17 protein-coding genes and 2 pseudogenes are annotated in these 14,351 nt (G+C 67.1%); 12 read left to right on the plus strand and 7 right to left on the minus strand.

What is annotated here, in order from left to right; genetic code table 11:
- Positions 1 to 20: 20 nt before the first annotated feature.
- Entirely contained in the window at positions 21 to 1,007 is a 987-nt protein-coding gene (locus ACIP6U_RS04485; protein WP_401712782.1) for an alpha/beta hydrolase, read from the plus strand.
- Positions 1,008 to 1,487: 480 nt separating this feature from the next.
- On the opposite strand, the gene ACIP6U_RS04490 is transcribed toward ACIP6U_RS04485, so the two are convergent.
- Positions 1,488 to 2,063 (minus strand): hypothetical protein, encoded by a 576-nt coding sequence (locus tag ACIP6U_RS04490; protein WP_401712784.1) that lies wholly within the window; start codon positions 2,061 to 2,063, stop codon positions 1,488 to 1,490.
- Between the two features lie 379 nt (positions 2,064 to 2,442).
- Between ACIP6U_RS04490 and ACIP6U_RS04495 the strand changes: the two genes are divergently transcribed.
- Complete coding sequence (locus tag ACIP6U_RS04495; RefSeq protein WP_401712787.1) at positions 2,443 to 2,574, plus strand: hypothetical protein; 132 nt, start codon at positions 2,443 to 2,445, stop codon at positions 2,572 to 2,574.
- Between the two features lie 179 nt (positions 2,575 to 2,753).
- On the opposite strand, the gene ACIP6U_RS04500 is transcribed toward ACIP6U_RS04495, so the two are convergent.
- The 3 genes from ACIP6U_RS04500 to ACIP6U_RS04510 all read right to left on the minus strand — a co-directional run bounded on the left by ACIP6U_RS04500 (position 2,754) and on the right by ACIP6U_RS04510 (position 5,236).
- Positions 2,754 to 3,182 carry a hypothetical protein gene (locus ACIP6U_RS04500; protein WP_401712789.1) on the minus strand — a complete coding sequence of 143 codons (429 nt, stop codon included), beginning with the start codon at positions 3,180 to 3,182 and terminating at the stop codon, positions 2,754 to 2,756.
- A gap of 29 nt (positions 3,183 to 3,211) precedes the next feature.
- Entirely contained in the window at positions 3,212 to 4,198 is a 987-nt protein-coding gene (locus ACIP6U_RS04505; RefSeq protein ID WP_401712792.1) for a hypothetical protein, read from the minus strand.
- A gap of 552 nt (positions 4,199 to 4,750) precedes the next feature.
- Positions 4,751 to 5,236 (minus strand): ATP-binding protein, encoded by a 486-nt coding sequence (locus ACIP6U_RS04510; protein WP_401712795.1) that lies wholly within the window; start codon positions 5,234 to 5,236, stop codon positions 4,751 to 4,753.
- A gap of 169 nt (positions 5,237 to 5,405) precedes the next feature.
- On the opposite strand from ACIP6U_RS04510, the gene ACIP6U_RS04515 reads away from it, so the two are divergent.
- Positions 5,406 to 5,768, plus strand: a complete 363-nt coding sequence (locus ACIP6U_RS04515) for an STAS domain-containing protein (RefSeq protein WP_401712798.1) — start codon at positions 5,406 to 5,408, stop codon at positions 5,766 to 5,768.
- A 77-nt stretch (positions 5,769 to 5,845) separates the two neighbouring features.
- Positions 5,846 to 6,634: an anti-sigma factor domain-containing protein gene (locus ACIP6U_RS04520; RefSeq protein WP_401712802.1), complete on the plus strand. Its 789-nt coding sequence runs from the start codon at positions 5,846 to 5,848 to the stop codon at positions 6,632 to 6,634.
- Between the two features lie 38 nt (positions 6,635 to 6,672).
- On the opposite strand, the gene ACIP6U_RS04525 is transcribed toward ACIP6U_RS04520, so the two are convergent.
- The gene (locus tag ACIP6U_RS04525; RefSeq protein WP_401712805.1) at positions 6,673 to 7,071 is read right to left on the minus strand and encodes an ATP-binding protein; all 399 of its coding nucleotides are present in this window, start codon (positions 7,069 to 7,071) and stop codon (positions 6,673 to 6,675) included.
- A 354-nt stretch (positions 7,072 to 7,425) separates the two neighbouring features.
- On the opposite strand from ACIP6U_RS04525, the gene ACIP6U_RS04530 reads away from it, so the two are divergent.
- The 3 genes from ACIP6U_RS04530 (at position 7,426) to ACIP6U_RS04540 (ending at position 9,145) form a co-directional block, all read left to right on the plus strand.
- Positions 7,426 to 8,088 carry a fasciclin domain-containing protein gene (locus ACIP6U_RS04530; RefSeq protein ID WP_401712808.1) on the plus strand — a complete coding sequence of 221 codons (663 nt, stop codon included), beginning with the start codon at positions 7,426 to 7,428 and terminating at the stop codon, positions 8,086 to 8,088.
- Positions 8,089 to 8,205: 117 nt separating this feature from the next.
- The gene (locus ACIP6U_RS04535; RefSeq protein WP_401712811.1) at positions 8,206 to 8,544 is read left to right on the plus strand and encodes a hypothetical protein; all 339 of its coding nucleotides are present in this window, start codon (positions 8,206 to 8,208) and stop codon (positions 8,542 to 8,544) included.
- Positions 8,545 to 8,638: 94 nt separating this feature from the next.
- Positions 8,639 to 9,145 carry an SRPBCC family protein gene (locus ACIP6U_RS04540; protein ID WP_401712814.1) on the plus strand — a complete coding sequence of 169 codons (507 nt, stop codon included), beginning with the start codon at positions 8,639 to 8,641 and terminating at the stop codon, positions 9,143 to 9,145.
- A 92-nt stretch (positions 9,146 to 9,237) separates the two neighbouring features.
- Here ACIP6U_RS04540 and ACIP6U_RS04545 read toward each other — a convergent pair.
- Positions 9,238 to 9,437: pseudogene (locus ACIP6U_RS04545) on the minus strand (IS5/IS1182 family transposase); the annotation flags it as partial.
- Positions 9,438 to 9,487: 50 nt separating this feature from the next.
- Positions 9,488 to 9,610: pseudogene (locus ACIP6U_RS04550) on the minus strand (hypothetical protein); the annotation flags it as partial.
- Between the two features lie 417 nt (positions 9,611 to 10,027).
- On the opposite strand from ACIP6U_RS04550, the gene ACIP6U_RS04555 reads away from it, so the two are divergent.
- From ACIP6U_RS04555 to ACIP6U_RS04575, 5 genes are all read left to right on the plus strand, one after another.
- A complete protein-coding gene (locus ACIP6U_RS04555) occupies positions 10,028 to 10,426 on the plus strand; it encodes a hypothetical protein (RefSeq protein ID WP_401712816.1) in 399 nt (132 codons plus the stop codon).
- 729 nt (positions 10,427 to 11,155) lie between these two features.
- Entirely contained in the window at positions 11,156 to 12,139 is a 984-nt protein-coding gene (locus tag ACIP6U_RS04560) for a phosphotransferase family protein (RefSeq protein WP_401712819.1), read from the plus strand.
- Positions 12,140 to 12,524: 385 nt separating this feature from the next.
- Positions 12,525 to 13,043, plus strand: a complete 519-nt coding sequence (locus tag ACIP6U_RS04565; RefSeq protein ID WP_401712822.1) for a toxin-antitoxin system HicB family antitoxin — start codon at positions 12,525 to 12,527, stop codon at positions 13,041 to 13,043.
- A 99-nt stretch (positions 13,044 to 13,142) separates the two neighbouring features.
- The gene (locus tag ACIP6U_RS04570) at positions 13,143 to 13,985 is read left to right on the plus strand and encodes a DUF4097 family beta strand repeat-containing protein (protein WP_401712825.1); all 843 of its coding nucleotides are present in this window, start codon (positions 13,143 to 13,145) and stop codon (positions 13,983 to 13,985) included.
- Between the two features lie 100 nt (positions 13,986 to 14,085).
- Positions 14,086 to 14,351 (plus strand): ATP-binding cassette domain-containing protein (locus tag ACIP6U_RS04575; protein ID WP_401712828.1); only part of this gene is annotated, 266 nt, incomplete at its 3' end.

The following is a 14,351-nucleotide window of genomic DNA, read 5'->3' on the forward strand; positions in this document are numbered from 1 at the left end:
CTCATGAAAGGGGATTGACCATGCCGTGGAGTGCTGGCCGCTTACGGCTGCTTCTCGCCCTGGCCGTCGTCGGCCTCCTGCTGCCGGCCGGTGTCTCCCGCGCGGAGGCCGACACCGTTCCGCCCGCGCCGCACGGTGTCCGGGTCACCGCCGAGGAACGGGTGAGTGGACGTCTCGTCGACCTCACGGTCGAATCACCGGCCCTGGGCCGCGCCGCGAAGGTCCGGCTGCTGACCCCGGACGGCTGGCGGGAGCGACGGCCCGGCGACCGGTGGCCCGTCCTGTACCTCCTGCACGGCGGCTTCGAACCGGCGACATACAAGACCTGGACCCGCGAGTCCGACGTCGAGGAGCTGCCTCAGCTCCGGAATGTCCTGGTGGTGATGCCCGAGGGAGGCCGGATCGGCTTCTACAGCAACTGGTGGAACCACGGCGCCGGTGGCCCGCCGGCCTGGGAGACCTTCCATCTGGACGAACTGCGCCCGCTGTTGGAAGGCGGCTACGGAGCCGGGAGCCGCCGAGCGGCGGCCGGGCTGTCGATGGGCGGCTTCGGCGCCGTGTCCTACGCGGCCCGGCGCCCCGGCATGTTCCGCGCGGCCGCGAGCTACAGCGGCCCCGTCCATCTCCTCCACCCGCGGATGCGCGAGGTGTGGCCGCAGATGGAGGAGGCGTACGGCGGCGACCTGGACGCCCTGTGGGGAGACCGGTTCACCCAGCGTGCCGTCTGGCAGGCGCACGACCCGCACCACCTGGCCGAACGCCTGCGGCACACGTCGGTCTACCTCTCGACCGGGGACGGCACCCCGGGACCGCTCGATCCGCCGGACAGCGCGTACGACCCGGCGGAAGCCGTCATCCACGAGCTGACCCGGTCCCTGGACACCCGGCTGCGCGAGATCGGCGCTCCGGTGACCAGGCATTTCCACACCGGTACCCACCATCCGGCCTACGGAGAACGGGAGTTGCACCACTCACTGCCGATGCTGTTGCGCGCCCTCGCGCCCTGATGCGGGCGCCGCTCTTCAGGTCGTTCTTCTTCGACACCAGCTGGGTCCGACGACCTGTCGAGTGGGCTACGCGAGCGCCTTCAGCCTTGGGTGGCAGACGGCCACCTGGCTGGGGCTACCTGGGCTGAGATCGCGGGACTGGATCCAGCAACTGCTCCGGCTGAATGGTCCCCGGAGTTGGTTGCTGCGGTGGGTCCACCCCCACAGGAACTGGAAGGAGGCAACCGTTACCTCGAGTGGAACAGCGGAGACCTGCTTTGCCGGTACGAGTCGTTGACGGCTGGCTCCATCCTGGGCCCCAGGTCCCACTGGCCACACGTGGTTGCCGTTATGAAAGCTCTGGCAGACCGGTGCCCTGTACGTGGCTGCGTACTTCCGCTGCTACCTGATGAATGACACCCGGTCGGCGCCCGTCCTGGAAGAACGCACCCATCCGGCGGCCGGTACGGCGACCGTCGACGTGAAGGCCACTGGGTGATGTCAGCAGGGCCGGACGTACCAGACGGGGGTCCAGTCGTAGCTCGCGTTGCTGAAGGGAGCGGCAGGCGTGGGTTCGATGACCGCACGGTTCTGGTTCTTCATCAGGGCCTGGGTGCCACGGGTCTGGAGGTTGTAGTACGAGCCTCGGCCGGTCCAGTCCTGTAGGGCGTAGTCCTGGCAGAAGTAGAGGGAAAGTCGGTCGCCCATGCCCAACTCCTGGCGGTACATGCAGAAGTAGTCCTGGTCGCAGTCCCACTGCGCCGCGGCACGGTTCTTGGCCGACGTGTTCAACTCACGCACGTACTTCTCGCCGGGAACGGTGACTGTCAGGACGGCACCGTCGGCCAGGGCGATCTCGTTCGCCGCGACCTGCCGCCCGTCGTGACGAGCGAGGTAGCGGTCCACCTTCGTCTGGAGAGCTTCGGCATCGCCTCGGCCGAGGCCGGCGGTGCGGGCCTGTTCGGCGAAGGCTCCCTGGGTGTGGGTCGGCTGCGCGGATGCCGGTCCCGCCAAGCCCATGGACAACACAGCCACGGCCGCAGCCGCGAGAGACGCGTAGCGCTTCAATGTGGACATGCCTTTCCCCTCCTGACGAGCCATGAACAACAAGGAACTTGGGAGAACGTATGCGGGCTGTCTCGCGGTGTCTTCCTGACATCTGTCAGGAAGACACCGCGAGCAAGCTGTGCGGTTCGTCCGAGGGAAGAGCGCGGTCACAGGCCGGACTCACCGCGCGGTGGCAGTCCGGCCGCACGGTAGATGTCGTCGATGATCCCCATGGTCACGACGGTGTCCGGGCCGAGGTGAGGATCGGACCGCCGTCGAGGACCGCGGCGCCGAAAGCGGACAACTGGGAGGCACAGCTGGAGGGTTGCCGGGGCAGAGGCGCAGCCGCTTCGCAGGTGGGCGGGATCCGCGGTGGCCGTGGGGACGCGCACGCCGAGAGGCTGATCAGATGGGCCGTCGACGGCACTGCGAGATGATTCTCGCCGCCGTCCTGGCGGCGGCGGACGCCGGCGACGCCATCGACTGGACGGTGCCGGTGGACTCCACAGTCGTCCGAGCTCATCAACTCTTCGAGGACTGAGTGACCAGGACGATGCGGGGCTGCGGGGGCCCGCACTGCAGCCCCGCCAACCTGCTCAGCCTCAAAGAACAACTCTCCACACGCGCAGGCAGTTCACCGCCTGCTGTTCGGACCTTGCCGAAGCGAACTAGGCGGCGCTCAGTCCTCCCGCGCGACGATCTCGTCGAACTCTGGATGCCTCAGGGCAGGTTCGTCCATCGATGCGAGGAGATGTTGTCGTTGAGCCACTCCCCTGAACCGGGACCCGTGTTCGCGTCGAAGGTCCACTGGCGTAGGTCACTGAGTCCTACGCCGTTGTAGACGCCCCGGCGTGCACCTGTGTAGTTCAGGCCCCAGTACACCCAGATGTCGTCCAGGCTGCCGGGGTAACCGTTGTTCCAGAGCGAGCTCACTTGGTTGCGGCAGCTGCCCCAGTCCGGGGCTTCTCCCGACCAGTCGTCGCACCATCCCGAATAGCCGGTGTTGTAGTAGACGTGGAGATAACCGTCGGCGAGCTGGCTCTTCGCAGGCACGGGAACGGGTTCCGATGCCTGAGCGGCGAGCGGAGTGGCTGCCACCGTCACAACGGCGAGAGCCGCGCCGATCAGCGTTGTGCGCACTTTGCCCATGTTCTTTCCTCTCGTTGCGGATTTCGGGTTCAGGAGGATGTGCCGGCTTTCCGTGTGAGCTGGCGGGCACGGGAGAGTGCGTTCAGTTGCATTTCCCGGTAGGTACGCACGTCCCTGTATTGCCGGGCAAGGCTGCGGGCGTAGTGCCGGTCCAAATCCTGTGCAGTCTTGGCCAACCCTGACGTGCGGGCGCACCGCGCCTCGGTGACGGCAAGTGCGATTTCCTCGCTCCTGGGAAGGGGAGGCCTGCGCGAGCCGGTCGCCGTTCGCAGGTCGGCCGGACTCGTGTACGGATGGCCGGCTGCCCGCATGCACGCGGACCAGGGCTTGACCGCCTCGGCGAACCGCGGATCCTCGGTGACCCTGGCATGCCGGATCTCCGTGACCGCGTCGGCGGTGACTTTCGCCTGGAACCATTTCTCCAGATCGCCGTAGAGCGTCGCATCGGCCTCCGACTGGCAGCCCTTGGGGCTGCGTTGGTACTGCATGCCGTCGGGGGTCTTGGCCGTCACCGTCAGGGGGCGAGAACCGTTGGCTGCGGTCAGAGCCGCTGCCTGCCGTTTGGCCGGGAGCCCACGAAAGTACCGCTGATTGGCATCTGTTTTCCTCAGCTCGGACAGATCTTGCTGTATATCCGTGCCGTAACCGTGTTCTTTGGCCCACGCCAAGTCGTCGAGCACGTAAGGAAAGTCCCGAGCCTCTGGAACCGGGTTCTCTTTGACCGGCTGGTATTCGAAGCCCTTCCGCTGCATGCAGTCACGCAGCAAAATCTGGCCGGCTTCGTGCAGAAGACTCAACTCCTGCCGTGACGGCTCACGCGGCTCTCTTCCAGCCGCAGCAGTAGAGGAGGTCGACGGGGAAACAGCAAACATAAGAATGCCCCCTGTCAAGACCAAGGTCACGCACGCGACACCGACCACGACAAAACGGTTTCTCGCGTCGGGAGTTCGCCGGAATACGGCCACCATTGCCTCCTTTGCCATATCCCGGTCGGCCACCCGTCCCGGCATGAACACGTCACTCTGGTATCGCCTTGAGATACTCGCGTGACCGGTCCACGACCGGCAAAGATTTCAATAATGTTCGAAACGTTGGACACAGTGATGGAGGATCAGACACACGGCGACGCCCGGAACGCATCGCGCAGTTCGTCGTCTCCGCGCGAGTGGGGGTGTCTGGCGCCTATGCGTCGCGCAGGTTCGTGCCGGACGGGGTGAACTCCAGCCAGCATCCGTCACTCTCCGCGACCAGATCTCTGGAATGAAAACGGGTACTTCGCAGGCCAAACGCCATCCTTCTGGCAGTTCCGTACATGGCCGCCTGGCCTACGACGCCTGCTTCCACACCGGTCGTGTGCACCGTCCGTTCCACGCCCGGAGGCCGACGAGGCGTGCGGGCTGGGCCGCCGACAGATGACTACGGCGTGAGGCGGTCGACCTCAAGCACACCGTGCTCGGGCTGACATCCACAGCGACGAACGGCGTCGACACCGGATTCATCCGCGAACCGGCGGGACCGTTGAACTCCATGGCCACTGAAGGACGGGTGCCGGGGAGAGGCGCGCATCATCAGGTGCGGCGCGCCGAGGCCGAGTGATCGGGGCCGACAGCCGGAGACTCGAGCAGGGAGATCCAGGCGGTTACGCGTTTACCGGACGGCTCAAGGTCCACGTGAAATCGCTCGGCGACGGCCACGACGATCTCCAAGCCGTGCTGGCCGACCCGGTGCGGGTCGAGGGAGCGGCCGCCCGGTCGAACACGGGCGCTGTCCCGTACGGTCACTTCCACCTGGGTATCCGTGATGCGCAGATCCATCCGCGCGGGCCCGGGGGCGTATTTGTGGGCGTTGGTGACCAGTTCGCTGACCACGAGTCGCGTGAGGGCCAGGGCGCGGGCGGAGACGGGCACACCGTGATCCGCGCGGGCGCTGGTGAGGAAATCGGCCGCGAGTTCGCGCGCCTGGGCAATGCAGGCGCCTTCGCCACTCAGCGGCACAGTGGTCCACAGGGAGCGTGCGCGCGGCGTCTGTCCATCATCTGCGTCAACAGACTCCACTTTTTGTCCCCTTCGTTCCGCTTGTTCACTCGGCTACCCGTTGCGGATGGGCACACGCTCCTCAGGCTGGAATTGGTTGGCCGTACAAGTCTCCCTTTCCCTGCTTCCTGGGCAGGATTCTTGTACGTGCTCGGGCCCGAGCGCATCAGCGAGCGCAGGCGAGGACACGGTGACGGACGCACTGCCAACCCGGCTCGGCGATCTGATGGTCAGCCAGTCCATGGTCGGCGACATCCGCGTCATCGCCCTGAGTGGCGAACTGGACCACACGGTCCGCGACCACATGACGAAGGTACTGAGTCCGCCGACCGACGCCGAGCCGTCCCGCACAGTGGCCGACTTCACTCGCGTGACCTTCATGGACTCAAGTGGCGTCAATGCCCTCATCGCCGCTCACCGAGCCGTCCAGGACGCTCAGGGCTGGCTGCGCATCGCCGGGCCCCAGCCGCAGGTCCTGCGCGTAATACAACTCGTCGGCATCGACACCGTTATCGCCTGCTATCCCACACTTCGACAGGCACTGGCCAGCTGATCTCACCGTACGGCGGAGGCCGAAGACACGGTTGCCGCGAGCCGGGGGGCGCGGACAGCGCGCCGTGTTCGGCGTCGGTGCTTGGGGTCGCCCGTCCCGTCCTGCGCGACCACGCGCAGTCGGAGGAGGGCGCCCAGGAGGTCCTGATGAAGGTGTGGCGCACCGCGCTACCGGCCCGACAGCCGGACCGCCATGAACTGGATCCTGACCCGCCCTGCGAGGCGTGCACGCAGGAAGCCGCCGAACTGTCCGCCACCGCAGCCCGGTTGGGCCTGGCGATGTCCGTGGAACCCGGCCAGGAGCTGCGCGGGCGAGTGCTGCACCACATCACGACTGTCCGCCGGATGGCGCCGAGCGAGGTCCCCGTGACTCGTTCCGGTCGTGGGGTGCTGCGGGCACACCTGCTGTCGCGATGGGCGCTGGCCGCCTGCCTCGCCGCAGCCGCCGCGCTCGGCGAAACCGCAGTATGGCAGCAGCACCAAAGGGTCGAGAACGCGCTCGCCCAGGCGCAGCGGGCCGAACAGGGAACAGCACAGATCAGCGCTGTGCTTGCCGCACCGGACGCTCAGACGCAGGCCATGACGTTGCCCGAGGGCGCCACCGGCACCGTGGTGGTCTCCCGCGGCAGGGACCAGGCAGTGTTCGTAGTCTCCGGATTGGCCCAGGCGCCGGCCGGGAAGACCTACCAACTCTGGTTAGACGATGCCGGCTCCATGCGCCCGGCCGACCTGATGGACCCCGACCGCACCAACCAGACCGTCCTCCTCCAAGGTGCCGTCGACGCGGCCTCGGGCATCACTGTCGAACCTCCGGGTGGATCGCAGCCCACATCCGCACCGCTCGCCCTGACCCGCTTCCCCGCCTGAGCGGACACGGCCCCGCGGTTGGGCCCGGCCACGTCCGCTCAAACGACGCCTCGTGGCAGGTCGGCCCAGACTGTGTGACCCCGGCGGTGATGCCGGTCGCCCCACGCGCGGGAGAGCGCCTCGACCAGCAAAAGCCCACGGCCGCCGCCGCTCAGAACAGCGGACGGACGCATCCACCTCGCCCGGATCGCCTTCATGTCGAAGCCGGGGCTCATGTCGCTGACCTGGATCATCAGCGACTGACAACCCGGCCGCCCGTGCAGAGCGAGCGACAGACGCACCGGCGCCCTGCAGTGCCCGAAGGCGTTGCCCAGCAACTCGCTGACAACAAGCGCGGCGTCCTCGGCCAGTTCGCTGCGCCCCCATCGCACCAGTTGTCCGCGCACGTCACCCCGCACGGAGCACAGACCGTTCTCCGGGGCGGGAGCGAAGCTCACGTAAGAGCTCTCCATGGCGCATCAGCTCCTCCAACTCTCACGGGTAATCCGTTGCAGGCGGCACAGCGGACGGGTTGAGAATTCGAGCAACCGGAAAATCCGGGACCCAATATCCGTAGCAGGTCCGGCCGCGGATTGGTCCGAGAAAAAGATTCATCCGATCGAGCAAACGGCCAATCCGGCAGGCCTTCGGGACCGGATTCCCCACGTGACCGACGACGAGAAGGAAGTGCGAACTCTCCGGAATTCCCGGGGAATTCTCGACTGCCTCCAGCCGGTCCAGCCGATCTCGAACGATCTTTCTCATCCCCGTCTGCATGCGGCACTCGCCGCATGAGCAACAGGAGAACCGTCATGGACACCCGTATTCGCCGTACTGCCGTCGTCCTCGCCGCGGCGGCCGTCCTCCCGTTCGCCCTCAGTGCCTGCGGCGACAGCGGCAGCGACTCCGACTCCGCGAAGTCCGACACCTCCAGCAAGGCGTCGGCCCCCACGTCCTCCTCGGACGACAGCATGGCCGGTGCCGGCGCGACGACGTCCGACCAGCCCTTCGGTACGGCCTGTTCGGGTGTCCCGAAGAGCGGAGCGGGCTCCTTCGACGGCATGGCCAAGGACCCGGTCGCCACCGCCGCCTCCAACAACCCGGCCCTGTCCACCCTGGTCACCGCGGTCAAGAAGGCCGGCCTGGTCGACACCCTCAACAACGCCCAGAACATCACCGTGTTCGCGCCCACCAACGACGCCTTCGCCAAGATCCCGAAGGCGACGCTGGACAAGGTCCTGGCCGACAAGGCGCAGCTGACGAAGATCCTCACCTACCACGTCGTCGGCCAGAAGCTCGCCCCCGCCGACCTGGAGAAGGGCTCCTTCGACACGCTGGAGAAGTCCAAGCTCACCACCGCCGGCTCCGGCGAGTCCTACACCGTCAACGACTCCGCCAAGGTCGTCTGCGGCAACGTCAAGACCGCCAACGCCAACGTCTACATCATCGACACCGTCCTGATGCCCACCAGCTGACGGACCACCGAACTCCTGTTACGGGGAGACGCCGAGGGGCGGGGCACTTGCCCCGCCCCTCTGTGCTGCCCGCGGTGTCGCCCCCGTGCTGTACGCAGTCGAGAGAGGACGGAGTACATGTCGGCACTCTTCCGCGTCCGCGTCCTCGCGGTCTCGGGTACGCAGGTGTGGTGCGCCGCGGCAGGCCGGCTGACCACGGTCACGAGCGGTGTGCTGCACGCGGAGCTGACCGCCCGGTGCGGTGAGGCGACGGTGGTCGTACTCGACCTGCGCCAGCTGCAACTGCAGCTGTCCGTGGACGAGTTCCTGCCGTTGGCGCCGTGGCCGGACGGCCCGCACACCATCCACCTGCTGGCTCCGAGCCTGCTGCACTCCCGCACGGCCGACGACGCACGCCTGCACTGGCACACCGACCTCCAGGCCGCCTGGCAGGCGTGGTCCGCACTGTCCCCCTGAGGTTCCTCCGCCAGGCCGCCTCTTCGGCTTCGCCCGGTCGCATGCCATGATTGCTACTCGGCAGTAATTTGTGTTCTCGGCGGGAGGCGACACAGTGACCAGGGTGTTCACCGTGAGCGACAGCATCGTCATCGGCATCTCGCCCGATGCCGCCTACCAGGCCGTGAGCCGCCCCGGAGACATGGGTCGGTGGAGTCCGGAGAACCTGGGCACGACATCGGGACCGGACGGGAACGCCACGCTGGGCACCACCTTCGTCGGGCGCAACAAACGGGGCGGGTTCCGCTGGGTGACGCGCTGCACGGTCACGGCGGCCGATCCGGGCCGCCGTTTCGCGTTCCGTGTCCACGCGATCGGGCGCACCCGCCCGCGTCTGCGTGGTCCGATCGCCACCTGGGAGTACCGCTTCGAGCCGGCCGACGAGGGCACGCGGGTGACGGAGACCTGGACGGACGACCGGCGGGCCTGGCCCACCTTCGTGGCCAACGCCTTCGACCGAATCGCCACCTCTGGCAAGACGTTCGCCGACTACCAGGCCCGAAACATCGCCAAGACCCTGCACAACCTCAAGCGGGAACTGGAGCAGGACCACGCAGCATGAACGTCTCCCGCCCCGGGCGCCGATGCGTCCTGGGCGCGAGACGGCCGGACCAGGGACCGACTTAGTGAGCGTTTGGTTCTCCGTTGTCTGTTTCATTTGGTTTGGTTGTGGCGCCAGTTGGGGGTGGCCTCGTGGTGAGGCGGCAGGTCATGAGGTTGATGGCGGCCAGTTGGATCATGGCGGCTGAGCGGTGGGGGTGGGTTTCGTAGTCGCGGGCGAGACGGCGGTGGTGCATGAGCCAGCCGAGGGTGCGTTCGATGACCCAGCGGCGGGGTTGGACGTGGAAGCCGCGGGCATCGCCCGCCACTTGATGCCGTTGTCGACGAGGTAGCGCACCGCGTCGATCATCTGCCGGTGGCAGTAGCCCTCCGGCCGCCCACCCCGGCCCGCCAGCCATCCCGGCACCGGCACCGGCACCGGCACCGGCAGCAGATCCCGCAGGACCGCCCACTCGCTATCGCTCATGTCCGAGTCGTACCGGGGCCGCCGTTCCGGCCGATCGACCGCGCTCCCGAACCTGTGAGCGAGACAGTCACACCCGAGTGTGGACGAACTGGACCCGGCAACCGCGACCACGCCACACTTCGACAACAGGGCCTCTTGCTTCTCGCTGGACTCGACATCCGCGAGCTACCAAGAGGCCCTTCTTCCGTGCACCCATGCCGGCCAACTCACCCGGACCAGGCCCTTGTTCGAGCCTTCCTGACAACACGAGCGGATAGAGAACAGCCAGTCAGTGTTGGCGGAGAGTTCACAGTTGGTTACCGCAGAGTCCACAACCCCTGCCACCACCTTGCTAGGGGCTATCGCACGGACGAAGGGTCTTCAGTAGCTGAATCGGCGGTGCCTCCGATGGAGGCGAAGTGGAAACGGGAGGGAATCATGCGAACTTTGCGAAGAGCCTCGATGGTGGCCGGGATCGTGGTGATGTCGACGATCGGCCTCGTCACCCAGGCACAGGCGTCGTCCAACAGCGGCTGGGTGTACACGAGCAATTCGAGCGGTGCCGTGTACTTCGACGCCGATCTGAACGGCTACCCGGGCTACGAGAAGATCACGGTCTGCGACAACACGACCGACGGCCGCGGTACCGAGGCCGTGGTGCAGGGCTATGACGGTGACGGCGCTGTCGCTTACGTCGTGTCCGATCCGAACAACAACGGGGAGTGCGAGTCGGCGATCGGCAACTTCTTCCTGGAGGAGACGGCCGTCAGCGTGACTGTGTACGAGTACTGGGGCAGTAACACTGCCCACCCGGGGTACGGCTCGGGCGTGGCCTAGGTCTAGATCCAAATCGTCTGCGAGGGCTCGCCGGTTTGTCCGGCGGGCCCTGGCAGTTTGTCGGGCAGGATGAGGGCCAGGGCACTGTCTCATCGGTGTCTTCAGTGTCAGTGAGCTCTGTCAGCGATGCCACTCCGGGTGGGCGCATGGCCAAGCCACGAGACTGATGCCTCGCACCGGCGTCGCTCGGCCTACTCTGCTACACCAACCCACGCTGACGACTGCACGCCGCCGCCTCCGTGCGGAGTCCTCGACGCCGAGTCTCGGCCAGGCCCGCAGCAATCGCCTTGGCCACCGCGGCTACGTTGCCCAGACGGTTCCGTGAATCGTGTACGGGCGCGGGCGCTGCTCCCCGTGACCGCACCGCTCGCCCGCCAGCTCGGCGTCTACGCAGTGTTGGGCACGGTGAAGCCACTCGCTCTACGCCGCGTCTGAGGAGGCGTCAGTGCGACGCCCATCAACTCGCTCAGTTCGAACCACTCTTCCCGGTACAGAGGGAAGGTGTACCAGGGGCGAGGAAGCGTGCGCAGACCGGACCGGCTTCTGCACCCCTTGGTGGGTACAGGGCGGCTGGACAGTCCCATTCCGACGTGATCACGTCCACCGGAGGGTGAGGAGGAGGCCGGTCTCCTCGGCGACCCGTATGCGCTCGTCTATCTCGGTCGGGGAGTAATCGTCAACAGTTGTGGGTGGGGGTCCGTCGATGAGAGAGATCGATAGCCTGCCTCCATGGTCGCGGACGAGGGGGCCGAGTACATCAGTACCCATCTTGAGGACCAGGGTTGGAGCGCGACGCGTGCCTGGGTGGAGAAGGAGCTGTCTGAGGCAGAACGCATCGAGGATGTCGTGCGGTTGCGTGGCGGTTGGACGTCGGAGATGCGCCGTCTGAACATCTGCGGACGGGGCGGTCGACGGTCGCTGGTCCTGCGGTCTTTCGTCAAGCCATTCTACGTTCGCCACGCGGAGGGCCTGCTGACTCGCGAGGCAGCCGTTCTGCGCCTGCTCGGCGGCACGGATGTGCCCGCGGCCAGACTGGTGGCCGTGGACGCGACAGCGCAGTACTGCGACCATCCGTCCTTGCTGATGTCTCTGTTGCCCGGGACTGTGCGCGTGAGCGATGAGGGGGCCGACCGGCGTGCCGAACTGCTGGCCCACCAGTTGTTGCACATCCACCGACTGCCCGTGACCGCCGAGGCACGGCCGCGCGCGTATCAGGCGTGGACCTCTCCCGAGCGGGTGAGCTCGCCCGAAGACACCGATCAACCTGAGCTGTGGCAACGGGCCGTGGACGTGATCCGCCGCGAACCCCCGGAATACCGAGCGTGCCTCCTGCACCGGGACTTCCATCCCGGCAATGTCCTCTTCACGGACGACGGCGACGGCCTGCAGATCAGCGGCGTCGTCGACTGGGTGGAGACCTCCTGGGGGCCGGCCGATCTGGACGTGGCCCACTGCTCGACGGCCCTGGCTCTGCTGCACGGGGTTTCCGCGGGCATGCGCTTCGCCGACCGCTACGTGGCGGCAGGAGGGACGCTGGCCGAAGATCGCGCCGCCCACCTCTACTGGCGTCTGCTGGACGCCTTGGCCTTCGCTCCGGACGCCGAGAAAGTCGCCGTCCCGTGGCGCGAGATGGGCCGTGCCGATCTGACTCCCACCCAGCTGACCAGGCGACTGGAGGAGTATCTTCACGCCCTCTTCGCGCGCTACGCCTGAAGCCGGATCGACGGCCTGCGGGCAAGGAGGCCTTGGTTGGCGGGCTTGTCGTGCTGCGAGTTGTTCGGGGCGTTCGACGAGTTGACCGCGTGCGAAGCGGGCTCCGGCGCGGACGGGGGCGACGAGGGAGATGGCCCTTACTCCGAGTGGCATCGCTTGGCACTGCTTGGCATCACACGGCACTGCATGACACCAAGTGGCCCCACGAGATGCAGAGTGGCATCACTCCTGCACCATCAGGAGCACCAGAGCGAGCAACGAGCCGTGGTTACGCGTAGCACTTCCGTCAGATTTCCGCAGCTCAGACCACTTTGCACTTGAATCTGCCCCACATAGGCACCATTCAGGGTTGCCATTGGCATCACAACGGTGCCACTATGGCGCCATGGACCTCACCCCGTATGTCGACTCCCTACGCCGCGAGCTCGCGGTGGCTGCCGAAGCCGGTGGCGACGAAGCCCGCGAGCTGGCCGAGAGGCTCACCGCTCCCCTGGAGTCGGCAACCCGGCTGACCATGCTCAACGTGCTCTCCGCCGCGATGGACGAGATCACCCGCGACCTGGCCCCCGGCTCGGTCGACGTACGCCTGCGTGGGCTCGACCCCGACTTCGTGGTGACACCACCGCCCACGTACGAAGGAGCTCCCACGGAGCAGACCACTCCCAGCGAACCCTTCAAGGCGCAGGCGTCGGCTGAAGGCGATGAGGGTGGCACCGCCCGAATCAACCTGCGCCTGCCGGCCAACCTCAAGGCACGCGCCGAGGAGGCTGCGAACCGCGAGGGCCTTTCGGTCAACGCGTGGCTGGTGCGAGCCGTGTCGGCCGCGGCCGACGGCGGCTCACGCCCGCGTCCGACGGAGAGAACCCACACCATAGGACAGAGCTTCACGGGCTGGGTCCGCTAGCCGCGCCGCAGTCCGCTTCGCACCCGCACCCGCACCAATTCACTCGCACCCCGTCCCACCTGCAGGGACGGCTCACTGACCCACAGAGACGGGACAGCCATGCCTACTTTCGAAACCCCCGAACCGATCTCGACCACCGCCTACGTCTACTCCGGTTCCATCCGCTTCACCGCGGGCGACCGCCTCGACACCGTCGTCGAGGTACGGCCCCGCGACCCGAAGAAGGACCTGGACGTGCGGACCGCAGAACAGACCGAGGTCACCTGCACGGGCGGCATCCTGACCGTCAGGACCCCCAAGGCCAACCTGCTCGGGCGCGGCGGCACCGTCGACGTGACGGTGGAGGTACCCACGGGCTCGAACATCGACGTGACCGGCGCCGCCGTCAACGTGATCGGCGAGGGCCGGCTCGACGACGTCCGGGTGAAGTCCTCGGCCGGCGACGTCCGCCTCGACACCACCGGCTCGCTGCAGTTGAAGGCGTCGCACGGCGCCAGCACCGTCAACCGGGTCGAGGGCCCGGCCGAGATCACCAGCAGCACAGGCAACATCCGCATCGGTCTCGTCGACGGCCCCGCCGTCCTCAAGAACTCGCACGGCACCATGACCGTCGGCGCCGTGACCGGCGACCTGCGGGTGAACGGCGCCAACGGCCCCATCGACATCACGCGCGCCGAAGCGTCGGTCACCGGCACCACCACCAACGGCTCTCTCCGTATCGCCGAAGTCGCCCGCGGCACTGTGCAGTTGGAGACCTCCAACGGTGCCATCGAGGTCGGCATCCGCGAGGACACCGCAGCCTGGCTCGACGTGAACTCCAACCACGGGCAGGTACGCAACACACTCGCCTCCTCCGATGCCCCCGAGCAGACCGAGGACACCGTCAAGATCCACGCCCGGACCAACTGGGGCAACATCGACGTCCTGCGCGCCAAGGCCTGAGGGGCCACCGCTGACCGGCACCGCCGTTCGGCCCGCCATCCGGACCAGACCCAACTCTCATCACTCCCCCGGTCACTTCAGCCTTCAAATGGAGGGCCTCATGCCTTCGCCTGTCATGTCCACATCCAACCGCAACGACGATCACCCGACCTCCGTCGCTGTCTCCACCGTCGGCCTGCGCAAGACGTACGGCGACAAGACCGTCCTCGACGGCATCGACCTCACTGTGCCGGCCGGCACGATCTTCTCGCTGCTCGGGCCGAACGGCGCGGGCAAGACGACCGTGGTCAACATCCTGTCGACGCTGATCTCCGCGGACGGCGGACAGGCGCGGATCGACGGGTACGACATCACCGGCGAGGCCCA

The organism is Streptomyces sp. NPDC088794, assembly GCF_044750545.1.
Lineage (GTDB): Bacteria > Actinomycetota > Actinomycetes > Streptomycetales > Streptomycetaceae > Streptomyces.